Below are 22,060 nucleotides of genomic sequence, written 5' to 3' on the forward strand. Positions count from 1 at the left end.
ATTTTGGCTATTTTTAGCCCAATCAATCCGATATGGGCCTACTCATTTTCTACGCCGTAATTTCAATTTTCTTTTCATTTCTCTGCTCCATTTTAGAGGCCGTGTTGCTGAGCATTACGCCCACCTTTGTCAATGTAAAGAAGAGCGAGGGCAAGGCGTATGCTGCTGAATTGGAAAACCTAAAAAAAGACGTCGACAAGCCGTTGATTGCCATACTTACCCTCAATACCATTGCCCACACCGTGGGTGCCATTTTGGTGGGGGTGCAGGCCAAGGTGGCCTATGCGGAACTCTATGGCACGCAGACGCGAACTGTTTTTGGCATTGAATTTACCGAAGACCTTATGGTGGGGGTGGTCTCAACCATTATGACCATTTTGATTTTGGTGGCTTCCGAAATTATTCCCAAAACCATTGGGGCCACCTATTGGAAACAACTGGCAAATTTTACTGCAAAGGCTTTGAAGGCCATGGTGTTTTTTATGAAATGGACCGGCCTACTCTGGATTTTACAATTGTTTACCAAACTCATTGGGGCCAAGGGCGAACATGGTAGCGTTTTAAGCCGTGAAGACTTTTCGGCCATGACCGAAATCGCAGAAGAAGAAGGTGTTTTTGAAGAATCGGAGTCTAAAGTCATTAAAAACCTATTGACCTTTGATGAAATACAGGCAAAGGATATCATGACCCCACGTACGGTGATGAAAATTGCTTCAGAAGAAATGACCATTCAAGAATTTTTTGAGGCCAATAGACCGTTACGCTTTTCGCGTATCCCAGTTTTTAAGGATCGGGCCGATAACATTACCGGTTTCTTTTTGAAGGACGAAATGCTGGAAGCCATCATCAATAAAGAAGGTAAAAATCCATTAGCAACCATACGGCGTGAGATTTTGGTCACCAATCGCACCAAACCCATACCGGAACTCTTTGAAAAGTTCGTAGAAAAACGGGAACATGTTTCGCTGGTCGTTGATGAATACGGCTCGGTAAGTGGTTTGGTCACTATGGAAGATGTTATCGAAACCTTATTGGGACTTGAAATCATGGATGAGAGTGACAATGTCGAAGACCTGCAGGTATTGGCCCGTAAAAATTGGGAAACCCGTGCCAAGCGCTTGGGCATCATCTCAGAACAAATACCCGACGAAGAGTAATGGAAACTGCCGTGGTGAAAACACCTTTGGGCTTCGCTGAAATCTGTGGTGATGAAAACGGTATTGCCTCTATCACCGTTTTTGATGAAGAGCGGTCAGAAGATATCATACCCGAAGTTCTCGAAGACGCCGTTCATCAGCTCCAAGAATATTTTGAGGGAAAACGCCAAGAGTTCGATTTAAATCTAAACCCGCAAGGAACGGATTTTCAGAAACGCGTTTGGGATGCCTTATTGAACATCCCTTTTGGAAAAACAACCTCCTACCTCCAACTTTCAAAAGAATTAGGTGATGTAAAAGCAATTCGAGCAGTAGCTGCTGCAAATGGCAAAAACCCCTTATGGATTGTCGTACCCTGCCACCGGGTTATTGGTAGTAATGGCGATTTAACCGGCTATGCCGGTGGCCTACATCGTAAAAAATGGCTATTGGAACATGAAAGTCCTGTAAAGCAACAGTCGCTGTTTTAGAAAAGATTATCTCTCAAAATCTTCCCGATTCCTCACCTCCCCATTACTAGCAGAGAGTTCGGCAAAATCAATACTACCAGTACCATCAAACACATAGGAGAGCGCCTTGATGTCTCCAAAATCTTCTTTAAACCGTTCGGTATATACTAGGCTATCGTTAATGCGTATTTCGGCGGTTTTATCTTCTACGGAGATGCCGATGTCTTGCCATTTGTAAAGGTCTTCCCCCAAATGGGTAAGGTCTTCGCTTTTGCCCCGTTTGACAATCTCACCAAGCTTATAGGCGGCAAAGGTTTCGCAGCCGTTCTGTACTAGTTTTACATAAAAGATATGCTTCTCGGTAACCAGTTGTATGATCATCCAAGGGCAGTTGTTTTTGGTCATGGGGTTCAGCTTCATGCTCGTTTTAAATTCAAACGTATTTGAAGACACCCCAAAATCACGACTTTGGATAACCCGGGTAACAAAGTCCCGTTCGGTGTCGACCTTTTTCTTTTCCAAGAGTTCCATGGGCAGCTGCAATTGGCCATCGCCCACAAAGGTCTCCCCTTGAAAACCTATAAATCGACTATCGCTTTCGCTGTAATAGACATGAGGTTCCCATCCGTCGCTTAAAATATGAACTGGCTGCATGGCAATGATGCTATCGTTGGCAATAAGCTTGGCCCGATGATAGCCAGATTCGTAATACACACTTGAAAATACGGTCTGGTTGGGTTGTATGGCTTCCCTACGCCAGGTATTCCATGATTGTTGAATAAAAAAGCTGTCGGCCACCACATTGCTCAGGTCATATTCAAAAATAGCGGTGTTCGGTACGCCCTTCGCGACCGTTTTATCGACCGTAAACAACACTGGCCCTTTGATAAAGACCCCCCGGCCCTTGTCCTTAAAACTATTGAAGACCAGTAACGCCAATACCACGGGCACCACAACCAGCAGCAATACCTTTAGGCGTCTACCCGCTTTGCCAGTGGGTTCCATTTTTATAGGTAGGCTAGCTGCCCCTTCTTTGTTAGACAGTTTAAAGTCTTGCCAATTTTCATAGTCCAAAACACTGGCCAGTGCATTCAAGGTCGCCAATTGTGGGCCTTGTTTAAAATCGTTTTTCCAAAGGCGTTTTAAGGTCGAAAGGCTGATGTAGACTCCCTTTTCTGCCTCGATATAGTTCGATAACAACTCCAAGTCCTTTTGGGTATGCCCATTGCCATTGCCAAAGGAGAACTTTTGCTCCAATTGCCTTTTGCAGATTTCTAAAAACGCTTTTTCTGAAGTTGACATGCTTCCTCTAAGGTAGTTCAAAAGCCTAAAAAATCAGCACTGGCCAGAGAATGACCGAAGTTTGACCCTATTTCGAACCTTTTTAGATCGTATTTTACAGGAAGTCTCCCATAATTTTATACAAAATCAAAAAACATGAAAAAATTACGATTACTGGCGGTTATCATTGCCATACAATTGAGCGGTACCGCACTAGCACAAACCACTGAACCTCTTGAAGCCGACCAAGACCATTGGACGATTCATAACCGTGAAGGCACCTTTGAAAACAACAACATCCATTTAAACGCCCAAGAACAAGACGGCATGGCCTGGCTGAACGATTCTGAATTTACCAATGGTACCCTTGAATTTGATGTCAAGGGAAAAAATGCCCCAGGCCGAAGTTTTGTGGGGCTAGCCTTTCATGGGCAGGGCAATGAAACCTTTGATGCGGTCTACTTCCGACCCTTTAACTTTAAAAATCCAGAAAAAAAAGCCAACGCGGTGCAGTACATTTCGATTCCCGGCGGCGAATGGTTTACGCTTCGGGAGAATTCCCCGGGCACCTATGAAAGTGAATTCAAACCCACACCGGAATCGGTAGAAGATTGGTTTCATGTAAAAATTGAAATTGCGTACCCGCAGGTCAAGGTTTACGTGAATGACAGCACTGAACCGACCTTGGTCGTAAATCAACTAAGCGAACAAAAAAGTGGCCAAGTGGGCTTTTGGGTCGGCAATAATTCTGAAGGCTGGTTTAAGAACCTCAACATACAACACCATGAGGACTAAGCTCTTTTGTTGCTCCTTTTTGTTGCTGTTCGTGGCCTTGGTATTGAACAGCCAAGAAGGTGAAAAAGCCAATAGCTTGCCAGCGCTTTACAACTGATTATTTTCGACAGGCAAAATCGGCTTTTGGGTCGGTTATCGTTCTACTGGAAGGTTTGCGAATCTATAAATTAGAGAACAATATAATTCGGAAAAAAGGGCAACGAAATATTAGCTATTAGTTCGCCCGCGGTTGAAATTTGAAGAATTCCCCCGGTTGTATCATCGCCTAAACTGGCATAGCCCACAAGAAACACATCCGCTGCTGCATCATATATCTGGGAAGTAATTCCAATGGCGACCCCGAGTTCTGCTTCTACCCCCTGTGCGATAGCAGCCAAATCGAATATGGTATTCTCTCCCGTTGCCAGGTCAAAAATTGCGGGGCCTTCATCGTATAGGGCCGGTTGCACAAATGGATAGGCATAATACAATTTGTCATCCTTAAAAACGGCCCCATAAATTGGGCCTTGGTTGAATGCAGTTCCAAACTGCAATGATTTACTCTCAATAAAAACCAAAGAATCGGCATCAAACAGCTCTAAAGTTGGGTTTGCTCCATTTTTTATTACCACAATTTCACCAAGTTCAGAAGTAAAAATGCTAATCGGGACTGGACCAAAATTCACAATGGAACTCGCTGTTTTACTAACCGTATCATAATAGGTAAGCTTGTAATTACCCACCTCATCTCGATAGGTGAGATAAATCTTGTCTTCAAATAGTAGGGGTTGATAGGTAAAATCAATGTTCTCATCAATTATCAAATCGCCGTCCAAATCACCTGAAAACACCACATCTTGAATGCCTAAATTGCGCTCCCCATTTGGGCCAAAAAAGCCGAAAAAGACATTGGTTTCATCATTGATTCCCCAAGCGAACGAACGACCAGCACTGTTTGCAAAAAAATCGGCATATATGTCAGTCTCACCCGATTCAATGTTTTTTAACCACAATGAAAATGTACCTTCACCAAAAGTGTAAAAAGACAGAAGATTACCTGTTTGCCGTAAAGTCAAGTAATCAACCGGAACTCCTATCTCAAGGGTGAGGTTTGTCAATTCTCCGCTTTCAGCAGTAGCATCATAATCGTATTGAAAAACGCTTTCAGTGGTTAATCCAATAACACTAAAATTTGTAGGAGATAGTTCTTCTTGAATCAACCCGGGTTCATCATCTTGATTACAACCAACGAGAATCAGCCCGAACACTGCCGGGAGTACTCTTTTGAGAAACATAGCTTTTTACCGCAAAAGTTACGATTTAAATTCATTTTACTAATTTCCTTAGATGCTAACCAAGATTATTTTAGATAATATCCTGTTTCTTGATATTGAAACGGTACCTGAAAACCAAGACTACGGGGAATTAAGTACTGAAAAACAACTGCTTTGGGAACAAAAGACCGCTTACCAACGAAAGGAGGAATATTCACCCGAAGAATTTTATGACCGTGCTGGAATATGGGCCGAATTTGGGAAAATCGTCTGCATATCCGTCGGTTATTTTGTGCTTAAAGGGGATGTTCGAAATTTTAGGACCACCAGTTTTCATGGGGATGAAATAACGCTTCTGAAAGCCTTTAAAAATTTGCTGATTGAACATTTCAGTGCCCCGAAATATGTGCTATGTGCCCATAATGGCAAGGAATTCGATTTTCCGTATATCGCGAGGCGTATGCTAATTCACGGAATCAAACTACCCTATAAACTAGATCTCTTTGGTAAAAAACCATGGGAGGTTCCGCATCTCGACACCATGGAACTTTGGAAATTTGGCGATTATAAGCACTATACCTCTTTAAAACTGATGGCGAATGTGCTGGGCATTCCTTCACCCAAAGAAGATATGGACGGTAGTATGGTACGCGATGTTTTTTATGAAGAAAACGATTTGGATCGGATAGTCACCTACTGCGAGTTGGATGTTGTTACCACAGCCCAAGTTTTTCTTCGTCTTAGAGGGGATGATTTGTTGGTTGATGAAGAAATCAAAAAAGTATAGATGTCAAATCTTTTACAAATAGAACCCGTACTTCCTTCTTTGGATATTAAAAAAGATATCGTTTGGCACGAGAAATACACTGGTTTTGAATTTGCCTTTGGCGATGATATGTATGCGGGAATAAAACGAGACGACCTATGCATTCACTTGCAGTGGCATGCCGATACAAAAGAGGATCCATTACTTGGAGGGTCGGTTATAAAACTATTTGTAAAAGAAATTGAACCGATTTATAAAGAATTCATGGGTAGAGGCACCATCACCAAAGAAAGCCTTCGGCTAAATACCCCGTGGGGTACCCATGAATTCGCGTTTTATGACCCAAATAGAAATGCCATTTACATTGTGCAAGACCTTTAATTTTTAAGAAATTTTGCACTTTGACTTCCTTCTCGGGTAGTTGTGGTCATTATATACAAACCGCTTGAAAGGTCACTAACATCAATTGCACCTGTGACCATTCCCTGTTTTTTGATTTTTCCTGTTAGGTCGGTTATTTTAAAGTTTGTTTCTTCATCCAATCTTTCTGAGATACTGATTTGATTAACTGTCGGATTTGGATAAAGCTGAAGCGGCAGCGAATGACTCAATGCCGAATTTTCGGATAAGTACGACTCTTCGCCTTCAAAAACGAATTGTTTTGTTTCACTAAAATCAGATTCCAGGCTTTGCGAACAAATTGAACGTACCTTAAATTGATATTGGTTTCCATGTTCAAGTCCAGAAATAAAATAGCTGCTTTTCCAGGTAAAATCATTGGTCCAGTCTACATCATCTGCTTTTCTGTATTGTACTTCAAAAAGGGTTTCAGGTGTTTCTTCCCATACGAATGCGCATCCCAATTCGGTAGTTTTATTGAACTCTAATTCAGAAGGAGCATTTAGGCTACAACTGTTCAGCTTGATTCCAGAGACCAGCAATGAAAAGTCCTGATTCCCAAATTTTAGGTTGCCTTTGTGCGAAATTGTAATTTTATATGTTCCATCGGCGTCATCAATGGCAATCAATTCGAAAGGGTCTACATTGTTATCTCCTTTTAACGCTGGCGTATTTGCGATTGATGGATCTAACTTAAAAGGAAAGAATAGCTTACCATCTTTTTCAATTCTGATATCAAGGTCATTGACCAAAGTCGCCACCCCGGAATTGGGAATACCAGATGGAGACAAATCACCTTCAGGATCTGTCCAAGAAAGGGAAACGCGGAGCGCCTCTGAACCATTAGATTCTATTTGGTAGGATTTAGTTTCCGATTGCTGAAGTGACTCCTCCAATAATAACGTGCTGAAATCCCTTTTTTCTAAGAAGTCAGCTGCCCTTTTTGTATTTAATACGCCCCAACCTAATTTATAATCCGGTCCCGGTTCATAAACATCGTCTGCTGTATGTAATACCAGCCCTTTCAAAGAGGAGGATTTCATTAAACCATCAAAAAGGTTTTGATGCAGCTCTTGAAGCAAGACCAAAGAACCACTCACCCCTGGGGCAGCCATTGATGTGCCCATTGAACTGCTGTAGCTAGATTCAGTGTTTGCAGCTGTGGTGAAAATTAATTGTCCGTTCCCCGCGATGTCCGGTTTGACCCTGCCGTCGTCGGTAGGCCCAAAACTGCTATAGTTGGTAAGCCCCGCTTCACTAAGGATTCCTTGACTGTTATATTCAGTATTGGCGCCGGTAACCACCAATCCATTTTTTGATGTTGCAAAACCAACCAACAAATCAAATCCGTCTTCTGTTTTTCCGTAAGTTGGATTTTGGTTGTGTTCTAAATTTTGACCATTACCTGCTGCTGCAACCATTAGATAATACGGAGCATTGTACATAATTTCATCCCAATTGCGGGAAATTGGCAAATAGGCTCCGAAATACCAATCGGGAATATTCTCTGTTTTAATGCCATAAGAATGGTTGGAAACCAACATTCCATTTTCGATTTCGGTAATGACTTCTATTCTATCTGAAATCCAATCGTTCGTGATTAACTCAGATTCAAAAGCAACACCTTTGGCCCGTTCATTTATTCCGGTTGAAGCTATGACGCCGGTAACCATTGTTGCATGGGTATCTATTTCTGAACTTAAATCTGTGTTGCGAATTCTTGAATCAAATTCTTGATGGGTCTCTAGGGCCATTCCGGCATCCCAAACACCCGATTTCATTCCAAAACCAGACAATCCCAAGTCAAGAGTTTGACTATAGAAAGTACTGTTTTTTGTAGCCCCCAATTCTTTGGGCAAAGCATAGGTTGTATAAAAAATAGCAGTGCCATCTTCCGCTATATTCCTCAAAGAAGAAGACTGACCATTGGCTTTTGAAATTGTGCCCGCATCCTTAAAAAAGGAAGCATGCAATTTCAATTGGTTGGAATTATTTTCTTTCTGAAATTTTTTCTTGAGCCTTTGAAGTCCTTGCTCGTTAAAAAAAGAAGTAGTTATGGATTTTTCAGCCGTCTGCCCGTATGTAGGTATTGAGGCAAACAGGCTGAAAAATACAATCAATAAGAATCCTGATTTGGGAGGATTTTTACCGTTATCCATAACGTAGGTTAAGAAAGATTTGGGAAGACAAACTTATCCTACTTCAGAAAAACGTCGGCAAAATGTCAATTTCTTTCGATGAAATGCACAAAAAAAGTGATTGAACTGTTGTGAAGCTTCTTAAAGTCGTTGTGAAAATTTCAATCGTTCAATTCTAGAACAACGTAAACAGGAAAATGGTCACTATAACCGCCTATGTACTTTTTACCTGCAAATGTCCGGAACGGGTTGCCCTTGTATTTGCCCTTCCACTCCCTCAAAAATTTTGGTGCAAAAATCGAAGCCTTTTCGAAAGTGTGTGTTCCAGGCTCATGATTTAAAAAACTATGTGAAATCAATATCTGATCAAACAAAGTCCATTCCCCTTTGTAATTGGCACTTCCCGAGAATGGGGACAGTAATTTTTTCGATGGGTTGATGAACATACCCGAATCCATTAGGGTTTGAATACTTGTTGAATTGGGGTCATCATTAAAATCACCCATGATTATAAAATTATCCGCTACCCCATAATTTTTTACTAGCGCTATTTTATCCAATATGGTTTGAGCAGCCGTAATACGTTTTTGCTCCGTTTCTTTAGCGCCATCCCTTCTAGAGGGCCAATGATTGACAAAAACGGTTATTTCTTCGCCATTGAGTTTGCCCCTGACCATTAAAATATCTCTGGTATAATCTCGATCGCCATCTTCGTCGACAATTAATAAGGGTATGGTTTCGGTATGCAGGGGTTCAAAGAATTCGGTATTGTAGATAAGCGCAGTGTCTATGCCGCGTTCGTCCGGTGAATCAAAATGTACAAAGTCATAGGGGAAATCCTCTAAATATTTGGTCTTTAATAGTTTTCTGAGCACTTTGCTATTCTCAACTTCTGCCACACCGATAAGAACTGGAGGCTGGTCAGCGTCTTCTTCCCCTATTTTTGAAATAGCCTTCGCTAGTTTGTTCAATTTGGAACGATACCTATTGTCTTTCCATTTTTTAAATCCCTTTGGTGTAAAATCATCATCCAAGGTATGGGGGTCGTCCGTGGTATCAAAAAGGTTTTCAAGGTTGTAAAAGGCAATACAGTATTCGTTCTTCATCGTTTATCAACTTATGACCTTGGTTTTAATTACTCCGTAATTCCCCATAAGGCCTTTCTCTTTTTGGTTCTTAGCCGTTTATGCAAAGGCAGTAGAACCGCGGTTAAAAGATATACCATTCCTGCATAAGGGGCAGCCCTACCATCAAAAACAACAACCACCAACATCGAGATGATTGTCACCCCCATCAAAATAAGGTATTGGTAGATAAAGGTCTTGGTAATAAATTCTTCCTTTTTGTCCAATTCCAATTGTTTTGCCTTTTTGAGGGCATTGATGTGCATTAACATGAGCATTAGGTATATAAAGAATAATCCAAACCCAAACCTTATCATTAAATCTTCCCATTCCGCTATGCTCAATTGTTTTGATGAAAGAGATAATACAGTCTGTCTAAATGCCTCGGAATTATCGCCCATTGCATCTTTAATACTGACATAGATTGCAGTTCCCAAATAAGAGAAAAGATATTTGAGTGGATAAACATAAAAAAGTAAAACAAACAAAAACAGGGAGTTGAGCGCTTTCGTAACCTTATCTTCCAAACCATAATGCAGGAAGAAATTGCTATGGTTGTTCCATAAACCAAGCAATAACATCGTACAAAAAATAAACCCTAGAAATCCATACATGGATACTTGAAGCTCCAAATAACTGCTGGGTACTTCGGAGGAAATAACAAGTAAGGTTATCGCAAAACCAAAAACTGCGTCAGAGAGATTTTCCAAACGAGTGGTTTGAAGTCCCCTATAACGAAATCCATCATTGGAAACTTTCTTGGAGGTATCCAGTAATCTTTTCTTCATTGAATTGAGCGGTTAGTGACTAGTTAGGAATGAAATTTACAAAATTCACCTGCAAACATTGCTTAGCTTTGCACTTTGCTCAATTTCAATGCTTGAACAGAAATCAATAAACTACGAAAAAACGGTCCTCATAGGTGTCATCAATAAATCGCAAGATGCGGATAAGGTTGATGAATATCTAGATGAACTGGAATTTCTGACGTACACTGCCGGTGGTGAGGTCACAAAACGATATGTTCAAAAGGTTGATATTCCCAACCCAAAAACCTATATCGGAAGTGGGAAAATGGAAGAAGTACAGCGCTATGTCAAAGAAAATGATATCGGCTCTGTAATTTTTGACGATGAATTAACACCTGCCCAACAGAATAACATTGAAAAATTATTGCGCTGTAAGATATTGGATAGGACTGGTCTGATTTTGGACATCTTTGCCCAACGTGCGCAAACCAGCTATGCCAGAACACAGGTTGAGTTGGCCCAATACGAATATCTATTACCCCGTTTAACAGGATTGTGGACGCACTTGGAGCGTCAACGAGGAGGTATTGGAATGCGTGGGCCGGGTGAGACCGAAATCGAAACGGATAGGCGAATCGTTCGAGACAGGATTGCTCTACTCAAAAAGAAGTTGACCAAAATTGACCGCCAGATGGAAACACAGCGCGGTAATAGAGGCGCTTTGGTACGTGTCGCCCTTGTGGGCTATACCAATGTGGGAAAGTCAACTTTAATGAACGTTATCAGTAAGAGTGAAGTCTTTGCTGAAAACAAGTTGTTTGCGACCCTTGATACTACGGTTCGCAAAGTGGTGATTGGCAACCTTCCCTTCCTTTTAAGTGATACCGTTGGATTCATTCGAAAGCTACCAACACAATTGGTTGAAAGTTTCAAAAGCACCTTAGACGAGGTTCGTGAAGCAGATTTGTTGCTGCATGTAGTAGACATTTCGCATCCGAACTTTGAAGAACATATTGAATCCGTCAATAAAATTTTGGATGAGATCAAAAGTGTTACTAAACCTACGGTGATGGTTTTTAATAAAATCGATCAGTACCGACCTGAAGAAATTGAAGAAGATGATTTGGTTACCGAAAGGACCACTGCTCATTTTACATTGGAAGAATGGAAAAAAACATGGTTTGGGAAAATCGGAGAAGATGCTTTGTTCATTTCTGCCCTAAACAAGGAAAACCTTGACGAGTTTAGAAATAAAGTATATAAGAAGGTTCGAGACATTCACGTAACTCGCTTTCCGTATAACAACTTCTTATATCCTGAAAATCTTGATGAATACAGTTAGAATTTAACTTTTCTGACAGAAAAATTCAAAATTTGTATAGACAACAAAAAAGGTTTTCTTCACATCAAAAAAAATGTGCAACCAATCATCTGAGGTATATTCGACCTGTGTTACGATGTACCCCCCGAATCACATTGTAAACTCAAAACCAAACAAACTATATCTTAACTGAACCAAAAAAAAGCCCTGACCAATGGTCAGGGCTTTTAATTTTATGTGTTTTTTGGCTATTAAAACGAATAGCTCAAACCAACTGTATAAAACGACTGTAATTTATTGTCTGCATCTTCCAATGCAACGCCTTGAAAATTGGCAGCTTCTTGCCTACTATTACGAAGACCGAAATCAAACCCTACGCCAATGCCTTTCCATAAGGTATAAGAAAAATTATTGGTCCATGTCCAGTTGCTCAAATCACTGGTTTCGTAGCTCATAAAGGCAGAAAGGTTTGTTTTAAATCCTACAGCACCGATCTTACGGGTATAGTCTGCCACAATCTTAGCACCTAGAGATGACTGAAATACTGCGTCGTTATCGGCAAACACAAAATTGTAGTTTAAAGGATGTATCACAACTACCATATCAGGAACAGGGGTCCAAGTACCACCCAGACCTAAATCCAAATACCCAGGATTGTTGAAGTTATTCAATAGTGTGGTTCTGTACTCTCCAAGTGCAGATATCGCAAACTTGCTGCTTAATTTTCTACCATACAAAGAGGTCACTTGAAATACATCGGTCAAAGCTTCGAAGTCTTCAGAATCTGTGTCGATATCCTTGTCATCAAGTTTTACCCAACCCAAATTTAAATTCAAAGAGTTATTCCAAAAAAACTTGTCCTCAACAAGGTTGGCAAAAGCGTTACCGGTAATACCAATATTACCTGAGCTGTTGTTGGGAGATCCTTGTGCAAACCAGTTATTAAAATTTGAAAGACTTCCGCCTATGGTTCCGAAAGCTCCTGTTCGCCACCCAGGTAAAGCATCAATTTGAGCTTGTAAGGCGTCTGCCCTTGCTTGAATTGGGGCAGCCTGGGCATTTATAGCGGCAATTGAATCATTTTTCTCGGCCAATTGAGCCTTTAGTTCTTCTTCTGTTTGTGCGAATGAACTAAATGATACTATTCCTGCAAGTAATGCAAATACGATTTTTTTCATGGTCTAAAGTGTTTATCGTTTAGAACCGCAAATGTATGAATAGTCACTTGTAAGGAAAAAGAATCACTTTTTTTTATACAGTGGGACCGAAGAACAGGCTTCTCCGTACATAATACTCTTAGCGACGGGTTGAATTTTATCAATTGCCATTAGGTAGGCGTTTTGGGGCACTGGTTTGTGAGAACATCCTTTAATAATAACCGGTTTGTCTCGAAATTCGGCGACGTCTAAATCTTGTAGTATTGATTGGTATATCGTTGTTTCAAGTTGCTCCAAACTACCAACAACCACGTTCTTAGCAAAAGGTTGGAGTTTTGTTTTAATGAGCATGTATGCCCATCCCGGGATTATGGCATCTGAGCTGCAATTCAATGCAAGATGCTTACCTCCATACTGGCTCCAGTCATGATTTGAAACATGGTCCCGAAATTCTTTTTCGCGAAGAATCAAGCCTTCATAAAGCCAATCTTTAATATCAAAAAGCAAACGTTCGCCTGGAGGGTAAAATTCTTCCAAATCGAAAGTTACAAGTTTGCTTTGAGCAACTCTATTTATTATTTCAGACATAAGATTTCAGAATTAAGAAATCAGATTTTAGCATTTAGATGTTTAATTAAACCAAATATAGTCCTTGAAATCTCATCACATAAACTATAGGCTTTATCAAAATCCTTTTCGCTCAAATATTCGATATCAAGCGCAAGATAAAGTTGTGATTTTACCTCATAGCACGAAGCCTTAGCAATATTCAAAAAATAGGTAAACTCTTTATCAGATTTTCGTCCGAATCCTTCAGCAATATTCGATGAAATTGAAATAGAAGCTCTCCTTATTTGGTCTCTTAAGCCGAAGTCTTTTGAAAACTCTGTCTGTCGCGTTATCTCATAAACCAGCTTGTTTAGCTCTCTGGCTTTCTGCCATGAAATAATCTGCTCAAAACCTTTATCTGCTGACATCTGAAAACTGAATTCTGATATCCGCTAGAGCAGTCCTAACTCAAGTTTGGCTTCTTCGCTCATTAAGTCTTGGGTCCAAGTAGGGTCAAAAGTAATCTCAACCTCGGCGTCTTTTATCTCATTTATAGACTTTACTTTTTCCTCTACCTCAACCGGTAATGTTTCTGCCACAGGGCAATTAGGTGAGGTCAAGGTCATAAGGATTTTTACTTCGTAATCTTCATTGACCAAAACGTCATAAATCAGTCCTAATTCATATATGTCCACAGGAATTTCAGGGTCATAAATGGTTTTTAAAACCTTTACGATTTTCTCCCCTAATTCTGCAGTATCGATAGTTACTTCTTCATTCATATTAATTCAATTGTGTTTGGTAAGCAACAGCATACAGTTTTAATTGTTTGACCATGCTTACCAGTCCATTCGCCCTAGTTGGTGACAAATGTTCCTTGAGACCAATTTCATCTATAAAATCAGTATTGGCTTCAATAATATCTTGAGGCTTTTGATTGCTAAAGGCACGAACCAATACCGAAATAATTCCTTTGGTGATTATCGCATCGCTATCTGCCGTAAAGACCAACTTATCACCTTCCAATTCAGCATGAACCCAAACTTTACTTTGACACCCTTTTATGATATTATCATCCACCTTATATTGTTCTTCAATCAAAGGAAGTGACTTTCCCATATCGATGATGTATTCATACTTCTGCATCCAATCATCGAACATTGAAAATTCATCTACAATCTCTTCTTGAATTTCTGAAATGGTCATTCGAAAATTTTTGTAAAAATACGACGCAACCAATAGGAAGTCAAAAGGTTTGGGAAAACCTTACACATTTGCCAAATGCCCGGTTGAATTCACTTGAATTGTGAAGAAAATCAAAATCGAGTAAAAAGCTTATTTCCTCTTTTTAAGACACTTTCGTATCGCAAGGTGATTTGAAAAATACCATCATTACTAGTGGCACTACCTTCAGTGCGAATGCTGGTTTGGTTGCCATACCCAAGACTGATAAGTAGCGATTTAAAGACTTGGAAATTAGCAAATACGGCGTAATGGTCACCGAAGCGGTAAACCGCATTGAGCCCAACCTTATCTTGAAACAAAAAATTGGCTGCAACATCAATATCCGTTGTCTCACTATTTTGAATCCTTGAGTATACCATCGGCATGAAAGAAATGTCTTTATTCAGAAAAAAGACATAGCCCGAATGAAAGACCACAGGCAGATTTCTGGTATCAACCGCCAGTGCAGCAATGTCATAATGCACCGTACTTAAAAAACTGGGAATAGAGACGCCGGCAAAAAACCAATCATTGCTATAAACAGCTCCTGCCCCGATATTAAAAACAAAACGATTGACAAGACCATCGTAAAAATTTTGAAGTGGTTGTATGGCAGTTTCTGGAAAGCGGTGGTCCAATAAATTGCCCCTTACCTTCAAACCGAATGATAAATCAGCATTACCACCCAATTTTAAAACATAGGCAGAAGCCAAATCAAAGTAAGTATATTGAATATTATCAAACTCATCATTTATAATGGAAAAGCCAAAGGCGATATTTTTTTTGGCCGGAAAGCTCACCAAGGCAGACTCTCTAGTGTAGTGGTTAAAATCGCGTATTAGCTCTGTTCGGTAATTGATAGTAAAATTTGGTGTGCCTTCAATACCCGTCATAGCTGGATTAACCGTGAACGAATTGTACATGTATTGGGAATACTCGATTCGCTCTGCTTCGTTATAAATCTGGGCTTGCAGGGTGGAAACAACCAATAAGAAGAAAAAGTAGAGTAGTCTGAAGTTCATAGGTTGGTATTGATGAACAAACGACTAGAAATACCCTGATATTGCATCAGGGACAGGTGATTATTGCAACATCATTCGGGCCTTTTTTACCCCTTCAACCAAAACATCAATTTCTTCTTTGGTATTGTAAAAGCTAAAGCTTGCCCGTACAGTACCAGGTATTTGATAGAAGTCCATTATAGGCTGTGCACAATGATGACCCGTTCTAACCGCGATACCCAACTTGTCTAAAATAGTCCCGATATCGTAGGGATGAATTCCTTGAATGTTAAATGATATCACGGACGCCTTACCTTCCAATGGACCATAAATTTTGAGCCCATCGATTTCCAACAGTTTTTTGGTGGCATATTCCAACAAATCATTCTCATAACTGGCAATTGCCCCAAACCCGACAGCATTCATGTAATCCAATGCTGCCCCAAAAGCAATGCCACCAGCAATATTGGGTGTACCTGCTTCAAATTTATGTGGCAGGTCTGCATAGGTGGTTTCTTCAAAAGTCACCTCAGCAATCATTTCGCCCCCACCTTGGTATGGCGGTAGTTTGTTCAACCAATCTTCCTTGCCGTACAATATACCAACACCCGTAGGTCCACACATTTTATGGGCAGAAACTGTATAGAAATCTACATCAAGTTCTTGAACATCAGCCTTAATATGTGGTGCTGCTTGTGCGCCATCAATCAAAACGGCTGCCCCAACTTTATGGGCAGCATCGATAATTTCTTTTATGGGATTTATGGTTCCTAATGCATTGGAGACATGGTTACAAAAGACAAGTCTTGTTTTGTCAGAAAGTAACTCGTGAAAAATGTCCATTTTGAGCTGGCCGTCTGTACCCATTGGGATTACCTTGAGTTGAGCCCCGGTCTTTTCACAAAGCATTTGCCAAGGCACAATGTTGCTATGATGCTCCAGTGCAGAAACCAGCACCTCATCTCCTTGCTTAATAAATGCAGCAAATCCGTTTGCAACAAGGTTGATTGCATCTGTGGTACCAGAAGTAAAAATTACTTCATGTGACTTCGCAATATTGAAATGCTCCTGTATTTTTTGACGTGCCTGCTCGTAAGCATCGGTTGCTTCTTGAGATAACGAATGAACGCCGCGATGAATATTGGCATTGTAATTCTGGTAATAATCAACAATAACATCAATCACCTGTTGCGGTGTTTGCGAAGTTGCCGCATTATCAAAATATACTAGCGGTTTGCCGTTGACTTCCCTTTTGAGTATCGGAAAATCATTTCGGATTTTAGCTATATCGAACATTCGGAATTTTCTAAGCTACAAAGATAATTACCGAAATCCAGGCCTAGAACTTTTAAGATACTTAAAATCTATACCCTATTCCCAATCTTATATTATTGATATTGCCCTTAATATCTTGTGAGAGCAGTATAACCCCTTCCGGAACTTCTACGTTCGGTGTTAAATCAATAAAATCATATTGCGCCTGAACAAAAAAGCGATTGCTGATATTATAGGAAATACCCAGATTAAAATTAAAACCATAATCAATTCCTGTATTCGAACCTTGACCCCCATTTTCAAAGGTGTAGTTCGATAGAACATTTACATAACTATAGCCAAGGCCCAAGTATGGTCGCAATTTTTGTGCTCCTGGAATCATAAGTTCGGTGAAAACCCGAGGTTGAATCAAATGAGTATTATCAGTTCGACTTTCAAAACCTGTATTCTCAACATTGACCCTCGAAAAGCCTGCATTTATACCAAAACCTAATCCAAAGACTCCTATTTTGGCAAACCTGAATTTGGCACCTACATCAATGAAATTGTCTTCACCAAAAACACCATCTCCTGGTACTAAGGTGTAATTGGCTTCGACATTCCATTTTTTTTCTTGAGCAAATGAAATCGAACATAGTACTATCGATAAAAGAACAAGTAATTTTAACTTCATGGTCACTGTTTTAGAATTCGTCTAATCTAAAGCTAGGGATAAATTATACTGAAGTTATCTAACAGAAGGTTAAATAATGGAATGTAGAAAGTTTAGTAACCGCTCTTTTCTAAAAGAGATACCCGATGGAAAGTTGCAAGGCTACATTGACATTATAGAGATTGCCCCCCAAACTATTTAGCCGATTTCGAAGTCCGATGTAAGCCCTTGGTGAAAGCGACAATTTATCACTGATAGCATAACCAAGGCCAAGCGTCGCCCCATAATCCAATTGAAAATTACCATTTTGAACCATACGGTCATTCGAGGCACCATTACTTTCATTCAGATTTTTGGTCTTCGTTATTTGATTGATGAGAAAACCAAACTGTGGCCCAACTTGCGCATCAAGCTTGTCATTAATACCAAACTTCATAAGTAAAGGAACGGTAATAAAGTTCAACTGCACGTCGTTTCTGAAGTCGTTCTGGTCGACTGATGAATTCGGATTTTCTATTGAGGATAAATCTGAACTAAATTGAAATCCCTGGGAAGAATACAACAATTCAGGTTGAAACTTAAGCTTGTAGGATAAATCAAATTCCATAAAGACACCTACATGACCTGAAAATCGGAATTTCAAACCTTCGGTCAAGTCTCCAACAACAGAAGAATAGTTTGGTCCAGCCTTAATACCAAATCTGCTATCCTGCGCAAATACCAAAACTGAGTTAAGTAGTATTAGGACGAAAAGCAGTTTGACTTTTGTCATCATAAATTGCGACCTGATTTCCTTGTACGCTTGATTATTACAATTCGAACCCTAGTCGAACACCTAACTTATTGGCGATGATTTTATTTACCCTTGTCTTTAATTCAGGTATTCGAACGCTTTCCAAGACGTTATTTGCAAAAGCGTACATCAAAAGTGCCGAAGCTTCTTTCTTAGGAATACCTCGTGATTGGAGATAAAATAGGGCTTCGTCATCCAACTGTCCTATGGTACAGCCATGAGAACATTTTACATCATCAGCAAAAATTTCCAACTGCGGCTTGGTATTGATGGTGGCCTTATCGCTTATTAAAACGTTGTTGTTTTGTTGAAAAGCGTCTGTTTTTTGGGCAATTTTATCCACCAAAATTTTACCGTTGAAAACACCGGTTGACCTATCATCATAAATTCCTTTATAATCTTGATGGCTCTCGCAATTTGGCTGTGCGTGATGTACCAAAGTGTAATGGTCAACGTGTTGTTTTCCATCAAGAATGGTTACACCTTTCATGGTGGAATCTATACGTTCGCCATTTTGGTAAAAGTTAAGGTTGTTTCGCGTCAGCTTTCCACCAAAAGAAAAGGTATGCACGCGTACAACACTACTGTCTTTTTGGTCAATGTAGGTGTTGTCGACTAATGAAGCATGCTCATTATCGTTTTGCACCTTGTAATAATCAACCCTGGCGTCTTTTGCTGCAAAAATTTCAGTCACTGAATTGGTGAACACCTCATTTGAGGTTAAACTCTGATGACGTTCGATGATTTGTAATTCTGCATTCTCCTCAGCAATAACAAGGTTTCGAGGTTGTAATAGCAAAGCCGCCTCATTACCCGTTGCAAGATGAATTATTTGAATAGGCTTTCTGGGAGCCTTGTTCTTTGGAATGTAAATGTAAGCCCCTTCTTTACTGAAGGCAGTATTCAAAGAGGTCAATGACTCATCTTTTGAGGCTACCTTGTTGAAATACAATTCAATTATTTGTCTGTATTCTGGTTTGTTCAAGGCAGAACTCATCAAACAAACATCAACACCATCATGCGTAGTTTCAGAAAGATAGCTACTGTAAATACCATCGACAAAGACTATTTTATAGGTATCGATTTCATGTAGAAAATACTTCTTGACGTCTTTATATTCCAAGGTGTTTTCTTGCTTTGGGAAAACACTGAAGTCAACCTTTTGAAGACTATTTAAAGAGGTGTATTTCCAACCTTCTTCTTTTTTCGAAGGAAAACCCTTGGTCTCAAAGTTCTTGATGGCTTCTGAACGAATGTCATGGACCACGTCATTGACGTTTACATGATCTTCAAAAGCCATGAAAGATGATATTAATTTCTCTTTCAAATCCATTTTAAACAACTGTTTCTTGTTTGATCCAATCGTAACCTTTTTCCTCTAATTCCAGCGCAAGTTCTTTCGTGCCAGATTTCACGATTTTACCATCATGTAAAACATGAACAAAATCAGGTACGATATATTCCAACAAACGCTGATAGTGTGTAATGACAATAATGGCATTGTCTTCACTTCGAAGTTTATTGACACCATTGGCCACAATTCGAAGTGCATCAATATCAAGACCAGAATCCGTTTCATCTAGGATGGCCAATTTTGGCTCCATCATGGCCATTTGAAAAATTTCATTTCGTTTTTTCTCGCCACCAGAAAATCCTTCATTTAATGAACGGGACAAGAACTTTCTATCAATTTCCAATAATTCAGCTTTCTCACGAATCAATTTCAACATTTGGTTGGCAGGCATGTCCTCCAGGCCTCTTGCCTTTCTTGATTCATTAATAGCGGTCTTAATGAAATTTGTTACGGTAACCCCTGGTATTTCTACAGGGTATTGAAAGGATAAGAAGATTCCTTTGTGGGCGCGCTCTTCAGGAGCCAACTCTTCTAAATCTTCACCCTCTAATTCAATAGAACCCTTTTTGATGTCGAAATCCTCTTTACCAGCAACAACCGAAGCCAACGTACTTTTACCTGAACCGTTTGGGCCCATAATGGCATGAACTTCACCAGGCTTTACCTCTAGGTTGATTCCTTTTAATATTTTCTTGCCTTCAATACCGGCATGTAAATCATTTATCTTAAGCATCTCTGATTGATTTATTATCCAACTGAGCCTTCAAGGCTTATTTCCAATAGTTTTTGTGCTTCAACAGCAAACTCCATAGGTAATTTGTTCAAGACCTCTTTACTAAATCCATTTACGATTAAAGCAATGGCTTTTTCAGTATCAATGCCCCGTTGATTGCAATAAAAGATTTGGTCTTCTCCAATCTTACTAGTTGTAGCTTCATGCTCAATTTGAGCAGATTTGTTTTTTGTTTCGATATACGGAAAGGTGTGTGCTCCACACTCATTACCCATCAATAAGGAATCGCATTGTGAAAAATTTCGGGCATTTTCAGCTCTGCTGTTCACCTGAACCAAGCCTCGATAGCTATTCTGAGATTTACCTGCTGAGATCCCCTTTGAAATAATGGTACTTCGTGTATTCTTCCCAAGATGAATCATCTTAGTACCAGTATCAGCCTGCTGAAAGTTATTGGTTACTGCGATGGAGTAAAATTCACCGATGGAATTATCACCTTTCAACACACAAGATGGATACTTCCAAGTAACCGCTGAACCAGTTTCAACTTGGGTCCAAGAGATTTTAGCATTGGACTCACAAAGACCTCTTTTGGTCACGAAATTGAAAACCCCTCCTTTTCCTTCTTTGTCACCAGGAAACCAGTTTTGTACTGTTGAATATTTTATCTCTGCGTTGTCTAAAGCAATCAATTCAACAACGGCGGCATGCAATTGATTTTCATCACGCATCGGAGCGGTACATCCTTCTAAATAACTTACGTAACTGCCCTCATCTGCTATGACCAAAGTTCTTTCAAATTGACCCGTACCAGCTTGATTAATCCTAAAATAGGTTGACAACTCCATTGGGCAGCGTACGCCTTTCGGAATGTAACAGAAACTACCGTCAGAGAAAACTGCCGAATTCAGTGCTGCGTAAAAATTATCTTTCTTAGGGACAACTGAGCCAATATATTTTTTGACCAGTTCAGGATGTTCCTGAATGGCTTCTGAAATTGAACAGAAAATAATCCCCTTTTCTGCCAAGGTCTTTTTGAAAGTCGTAGCAACAGAAACCGAATCCATCACGACATCAACCGCAACCCCAGCCAATTTCTTTTGTTCATCCAATGAAATTCCCAATCTTTTGAAGGTGTCCAAAAGTTCAGGGTCAACCTCATCAAGGCTATTGTATTTGGGTTTGCTATTTGGCGCAGAATAGTATGAGATATCTTGGAAATTTGGCTTCTGATAGGTCACGTTGGCCCATTCGGGCTCTTCCATTTTTTGCCACTCTCGAAAGGCATCCAATCGCCATTCGGTCATCCATTCCGGTTCCTCTTTCTTTTTAGAAATTGCCCGAACGATATCTTCGTTGAGGCCTTTGGGCAGGGTGTCTGCCTCTATATCGGTATAGAAGCCATACTCATACTCCTTGGTCTCTAATTCTTTTTTTAATTCTTCTTCAGTGTAGGCCATGTTCTCGTACTACTTTAAAGTGAAAAACTCTCACCGCACCCACAGGTACGTTGGGCGTTTGGATTGTTAAAAACAAACCCTTTGCCGTTCAATCCGCCAGAATACTCTAGCGTTGTTCCAACCAGATAAAGAAAACTCTTTTTGTCAACTATGATTCTAACCGAATTATCCTCGAATACCTTATCATCTTCCGCGGCATTATCATCAAATTTCAATTCATAAGATAACCCACTGCAACCACCGCTCTTAACTCCGACACGAACAAAATCCTTGCTTGCATCAAAGCCCTCCTCAGTCATTAAATTGACTACTTTTTGTTTAGCGTTATCAGATACTTTTATCATTGTTTAACGATATTATTGGAAAAGTGCACAAATATACCCTATAAGTAGCATTTATAGGGTTTTCCTAACATTATTATAACGAATGA

The 22,060-nt window shown here is 40.0% G+C and carries 24 protein-coding genes; 6 read left to right on the forward strand and 18 right to left on the reverse strand.

From position 1 onward, the window contains the following. Positions 1 to 32 precede the first annotated feature (32 nt). Together HCU67_RS03990 and HCU67_RS03995 are read left to right on the forward strand one after the other, a co-directional pair. Entirely contained in the window at positions 33 to 1,157 is a 1,125-nt protein-coding gene (locus HCU67_RS03990; protein ID WP_168551285.1) for a CNNM domain-containing protein, read from the forward strand. After that, positions 1,157 to 1,627 (forward strand): methylated-DNA--[protein]-cysteine S-methyltransferase, encoded by a 471-nt coding sequence (locus HCU67_RS03995; protein ID WP_168551286.1) that lies wholly within the window; start codon positions 1,157 to 1,159, stop codon positions 1,625 to 1,627. Before HCU67_RS03990 ends, HCU67_RS03995 begins: the two co-directional genes overlap by 1 nt. Before the next feature lie 6 nt (positions 1,628 to 1,633). Here the strand turns inward: HCU67_RS03995 and HCU67_RS04000 are convergent, their stop codons facing one another. Beyond that, the gene (locus HCU67_RS04000) at positions 1,634 to 2,929 is read right to left on the reverse strand and encodes a hypothetical protein (protein WP_210423618.1); all 1,296 of its coding nucleotides are present in this window, start codon (positions 2,927 to 2,929) and stop codon (positions 1,634 to 1,636) included. Positions 2,930 to 3,043: 114 nt separating this feature from the next. Between HCU67_RS04000 and HCU67_RS04005 the strand changes: the two genes are divergently transcribed. Beyond that, complete coding sequence (locus tag HCU67_RS04005; RefSeq protein WP_168551288.1) at positions 3,044 to 3,682, forward strand: 3-keto-alpha-glucoside-1,2-lyase-like domain-containing protein; 639 nt, start codon at positions 3,044 to 3,046, stop codon at positions 3,680 to 3,682. A gap of 167 nt (positions 3,683 to 3,849) precedes the next feature. Here the strand turns inward: HCU67_RS04005 and HCU67_RS04010 are convergent, their stop codons facing one another. Beyond that, on the reverse strand, positions 3,850 to 4,956 hold the full coding sequence (locus HCU67_RS04010) for a hypothetical protein (protein WP_168551289.1): 1,107 nt from the start codon (positions 4,954 to 4,956) through the stop codon (positions 3,850 to 3,852). Between the two features lie 52 nt (positions 4,957 to 5,008). On the opposite strand from HCU67_RS04010, the gene HCU67_RS04015 reads away from it, so the two are divergent. Together HCU67_RS04015 and HCU67_RS04020 are read left to right on the forward strand one after the other, a co-directional pair. Then, on the forward strand, positions 5,009 to 5,722 hold the full coding sequence (locus tag HCU67_RS04015; RefSeq protein WP_168551290.1) for a 3'-5' exonuclease: 714 nt from the start codon (positions 5,009 to 5,011) through the stop codon (positions 5,720 to 5,722). Next, complete coding sequence (locus HCU67_RS04020) at positions 5,723 to 6,082, forward strand: VOC family protein (protein ID WP_168551291.1); 360 nt, start codon at positions 5,723 to 5,725, stop codon at positions 6,080 to 6,082. Here the strand turns inward: HCU67_RS04020 and HCU67_RS04025 are convergent. The 3 genes from HCU67_RS04025 to HCU67_RS04035 form a co-directional block, all read right to left on the reverse strand. Then, positions 6,079 to 8,259: a S8 family serine peptidase gene (locus HCU67_RS04025; protein WP_168551292.1), complete on the reverse strand. Its 2,181-nt coding sequence runs from the start codon at positions 8,257 to 8,259 to the stop codon at positions 6,079 to 6,081. The genes HCU67_RS04020 and HCU67_RS04025 overlap by 4 nt on opposite strands. A gap of 140 nt (positions 8,260 to 8,399) precedes the next feature. Continuing rightward, the gene (locus HCU67_RS04030) at positions 8,400 to 9,344 is read right to left on the reverse strand and encodes an endonuclease/exonuclease/phosphatase family protein (RefSeq protein WP_168551293.1); all 945 of its coding nucleotides are present in this window, start codon (positions 9,342 to 9,344) and stop codon (positions 8,400 to 8,402) included. A 29-nt stretch (positions 9,345 to 9,373) separates the two neighbouring features. Continuing rightward, on the reverse strand, positions 9,374 to 10,150 hold the full coding sequence (locus tag HCU67_RS04035; RefSeq protein ID WP_168551294.1) for a TMEM175 family protein: 777 nt from the start codon (positions 10,148 to 10,150) through the stop codon (positions 9,374 to 9,376). Positions 10,151 to 10,238: 88 nt separating this feature from the next. Between HCU67_RS04035 and hflX the strand changes: the two genes are divergently transcribed. Beyond that, positions 10,239 to 11,453 (forward strand): GTPase HflX, encoded by a 1,215-nt coding sequence (gene hflX / locus HCU67_RS04040; RefSeq protein WP_168551295.1) that lies wholly within the window; start codon positions 10,239 to 10,241, stop codon positions 11,451 to 11,453. Positions 11,454 to 11,683: 230 nt separating this feature from the next. On the opposite strand, the gene HCU67_RS04045 is transcribed toward hflX, so the two are convergent. The 13 genes from HCU67_RS04045 to HCU67_RS04105 all read right to left on the reverse strand — a co-directional run bounded on the left by HCU67_RS04045 (position 11,684) and on the right by HCU67_RS04105 (position 21,974). After that, positions 11,684 to 12,610, reverse strand: a complete 927-nt coding sequence (locus tag HCU67_RS04045) for a DUF3078 domain-containing protein (protein WP_168551296.1) — start codon at positions 12,608 to 12,610, stop codon at positions 11,684 to 11,686. A 63-nt stretch (positions 12,611 to 12,673) separates the two neighbouring features. Continuing rightward, positions 12,674 to 13,177, reverse strand: coding sequence for a DUF2480 family protein (locus HCU67_RS04050; protein ID WP_168551297.1), 504 nt, complete (start codon positions 13,175 to 13,177; stop codon positions 12,674 to 12,676). A gap of 20 nt (positions 13,178 to 13,197) precedes the next feature. Continuing rightward, complete coding sequence (locus HCU67_RS04055; RefSeq protein WP_168551298.1) at positions 13,198 to 13,566, reverse strand: four helix bundle protein; 369 nt, start codon at positions 13,564 to 13,566, stop codon at positions 13,198 to 13,200. A 24-nt stretch (positions 13,567 to 13,590) separates the two neighbouring features. Further along, complete coding sequence (locus HCU67_RS04060; protein WP_168551299.1) at positions 13,591 to 13,920, reverse strand: iron-sulfur cluster assembly protein; 330 nt, start codon at positions 13,918 to 13,920, stop codon at positions 13,591 to 13,593. A gap of 1 nt (position 13,921) precedes the next feature. Continuing rightward, a complete protein-coding gene (locus HCU67_RS04065) occupies positions 13,922 to 14,344 on the reverse strand; it encodes a SufE family protein (protein WP_168551300.1) in 423 nt (140 codons plus the stop codon). A 110-nt stretch (positions 14,345 to 14,454) separates the two neighbouring features. After that, positions 14,455 to 15,384, reverse strand: coding sequence for a PorP/SprF family type IX secretion system membrane protein (locus HCU67_RS04070; protein WP_168551301.1), 930 nt, complete (start codon positions 15,382 to 15,384; stop codon positions 14,455 to 14,457). A gap of 60 nt (positions 15,385 to 15,444) precedes the next feature. Continuing rightward, positions 15,445 to 16,659 carry an aminotransferase class V-fold PLP-dependent enzyme gene (locus tag HCU67_RS04075; RefSeq protein ID WP_168551302.1) on the reverse strand — a complete coding sequence of 405 codons (1,215 nt, stop codon included), beginning with the start codon at positions 16,657 to 16,659 and terminating at the stop codon, positions 15,445 to 15,447. 61 nt (positions 16,660 to 16,720) lie between these two features. Then, entirely contained in the window at positions 16,721 to 17,311 is a 591-nt protein-coding gene (locus tag HCU67_RS04080) for an outer membrane protein (RefSeq protein WP_168551303.1), read from the reverse strand. Positions 17,312 to 17,420: 109 nt separating this feature from the next. Further along, positions 17,421 to 18,065, reverse strand: coding sequence for a porin family protein (locus HCU67_RS04085; protein ID WP_168551304.1), 645 nt, complete (start codon positions 18,063 to 18,065; stop codon positions 17,421 to 17,423). Positions 18,066 to 18,099: 34 nt separating this feature from the next. Next, complete coding sequence (sufD, locus tag HCU67_RS04090; RefSeq protein ID WP_168551305.1) at positions 18,100 to 19,416, reverse strand: Fe-S cluster assembly protein SufD; 1,317 nt, start codon at positions 19,414 to 19,416, stop codon at positions 18,100 to 18,102. A gap of 1 nt (position 19,417) precedes the next feature. Next, on the reverse strand, positions 19,418 to 20,170 hold the full coding sequence (gene sufC / locus HCU67_RS04095) for a Fe-S cluster assembly ATPase SufC (RefSeq protein WP_168551306.1): 753 nt from the start codon (positions 20,168 to 20,170) through the stop codon (positions 19,418 to 19,420). A gap of 14 nt (positions 20,171 to 20,184) precedes the next feature. Next, complete coding sequence (gene sufB, locus HCU67_RS04100; protein ID WP_168551307.1) at positions 20,185 to 21,630, reverse strand: Fe-S cluster assembly protein SufB; 1,446 nt, start codon at positions 21,628 to 21,630, stop codon at positions 20,185 to 20,187. A gap of 14 nt (positions 21,631 to 21,644) precedes the next feature. Continuing rightward, positions 21,645 to 21,974, reverse strand: coding sequence for a HesB/IscA family protein (locus tag HCU67_RS04105; protein WP_168551308.1), 330 nt, complete (start codon positions 21,972 to 21,974; stop codon positions 21,645 to 21,647). Positions 21,975 to 22,060: the final 86 nt, after the last annotated feature.

The sequence above is a fragment of the Croceivirga thetidis genome, assembly GCF_012272815.1.
GTDB classification, from domain to species: Bacteria; Bacteroidota; Bacteroidia; order Flavobacteriales; family Flavobacteriaceae; genus Croceivirga; species Croceivirga thetidis.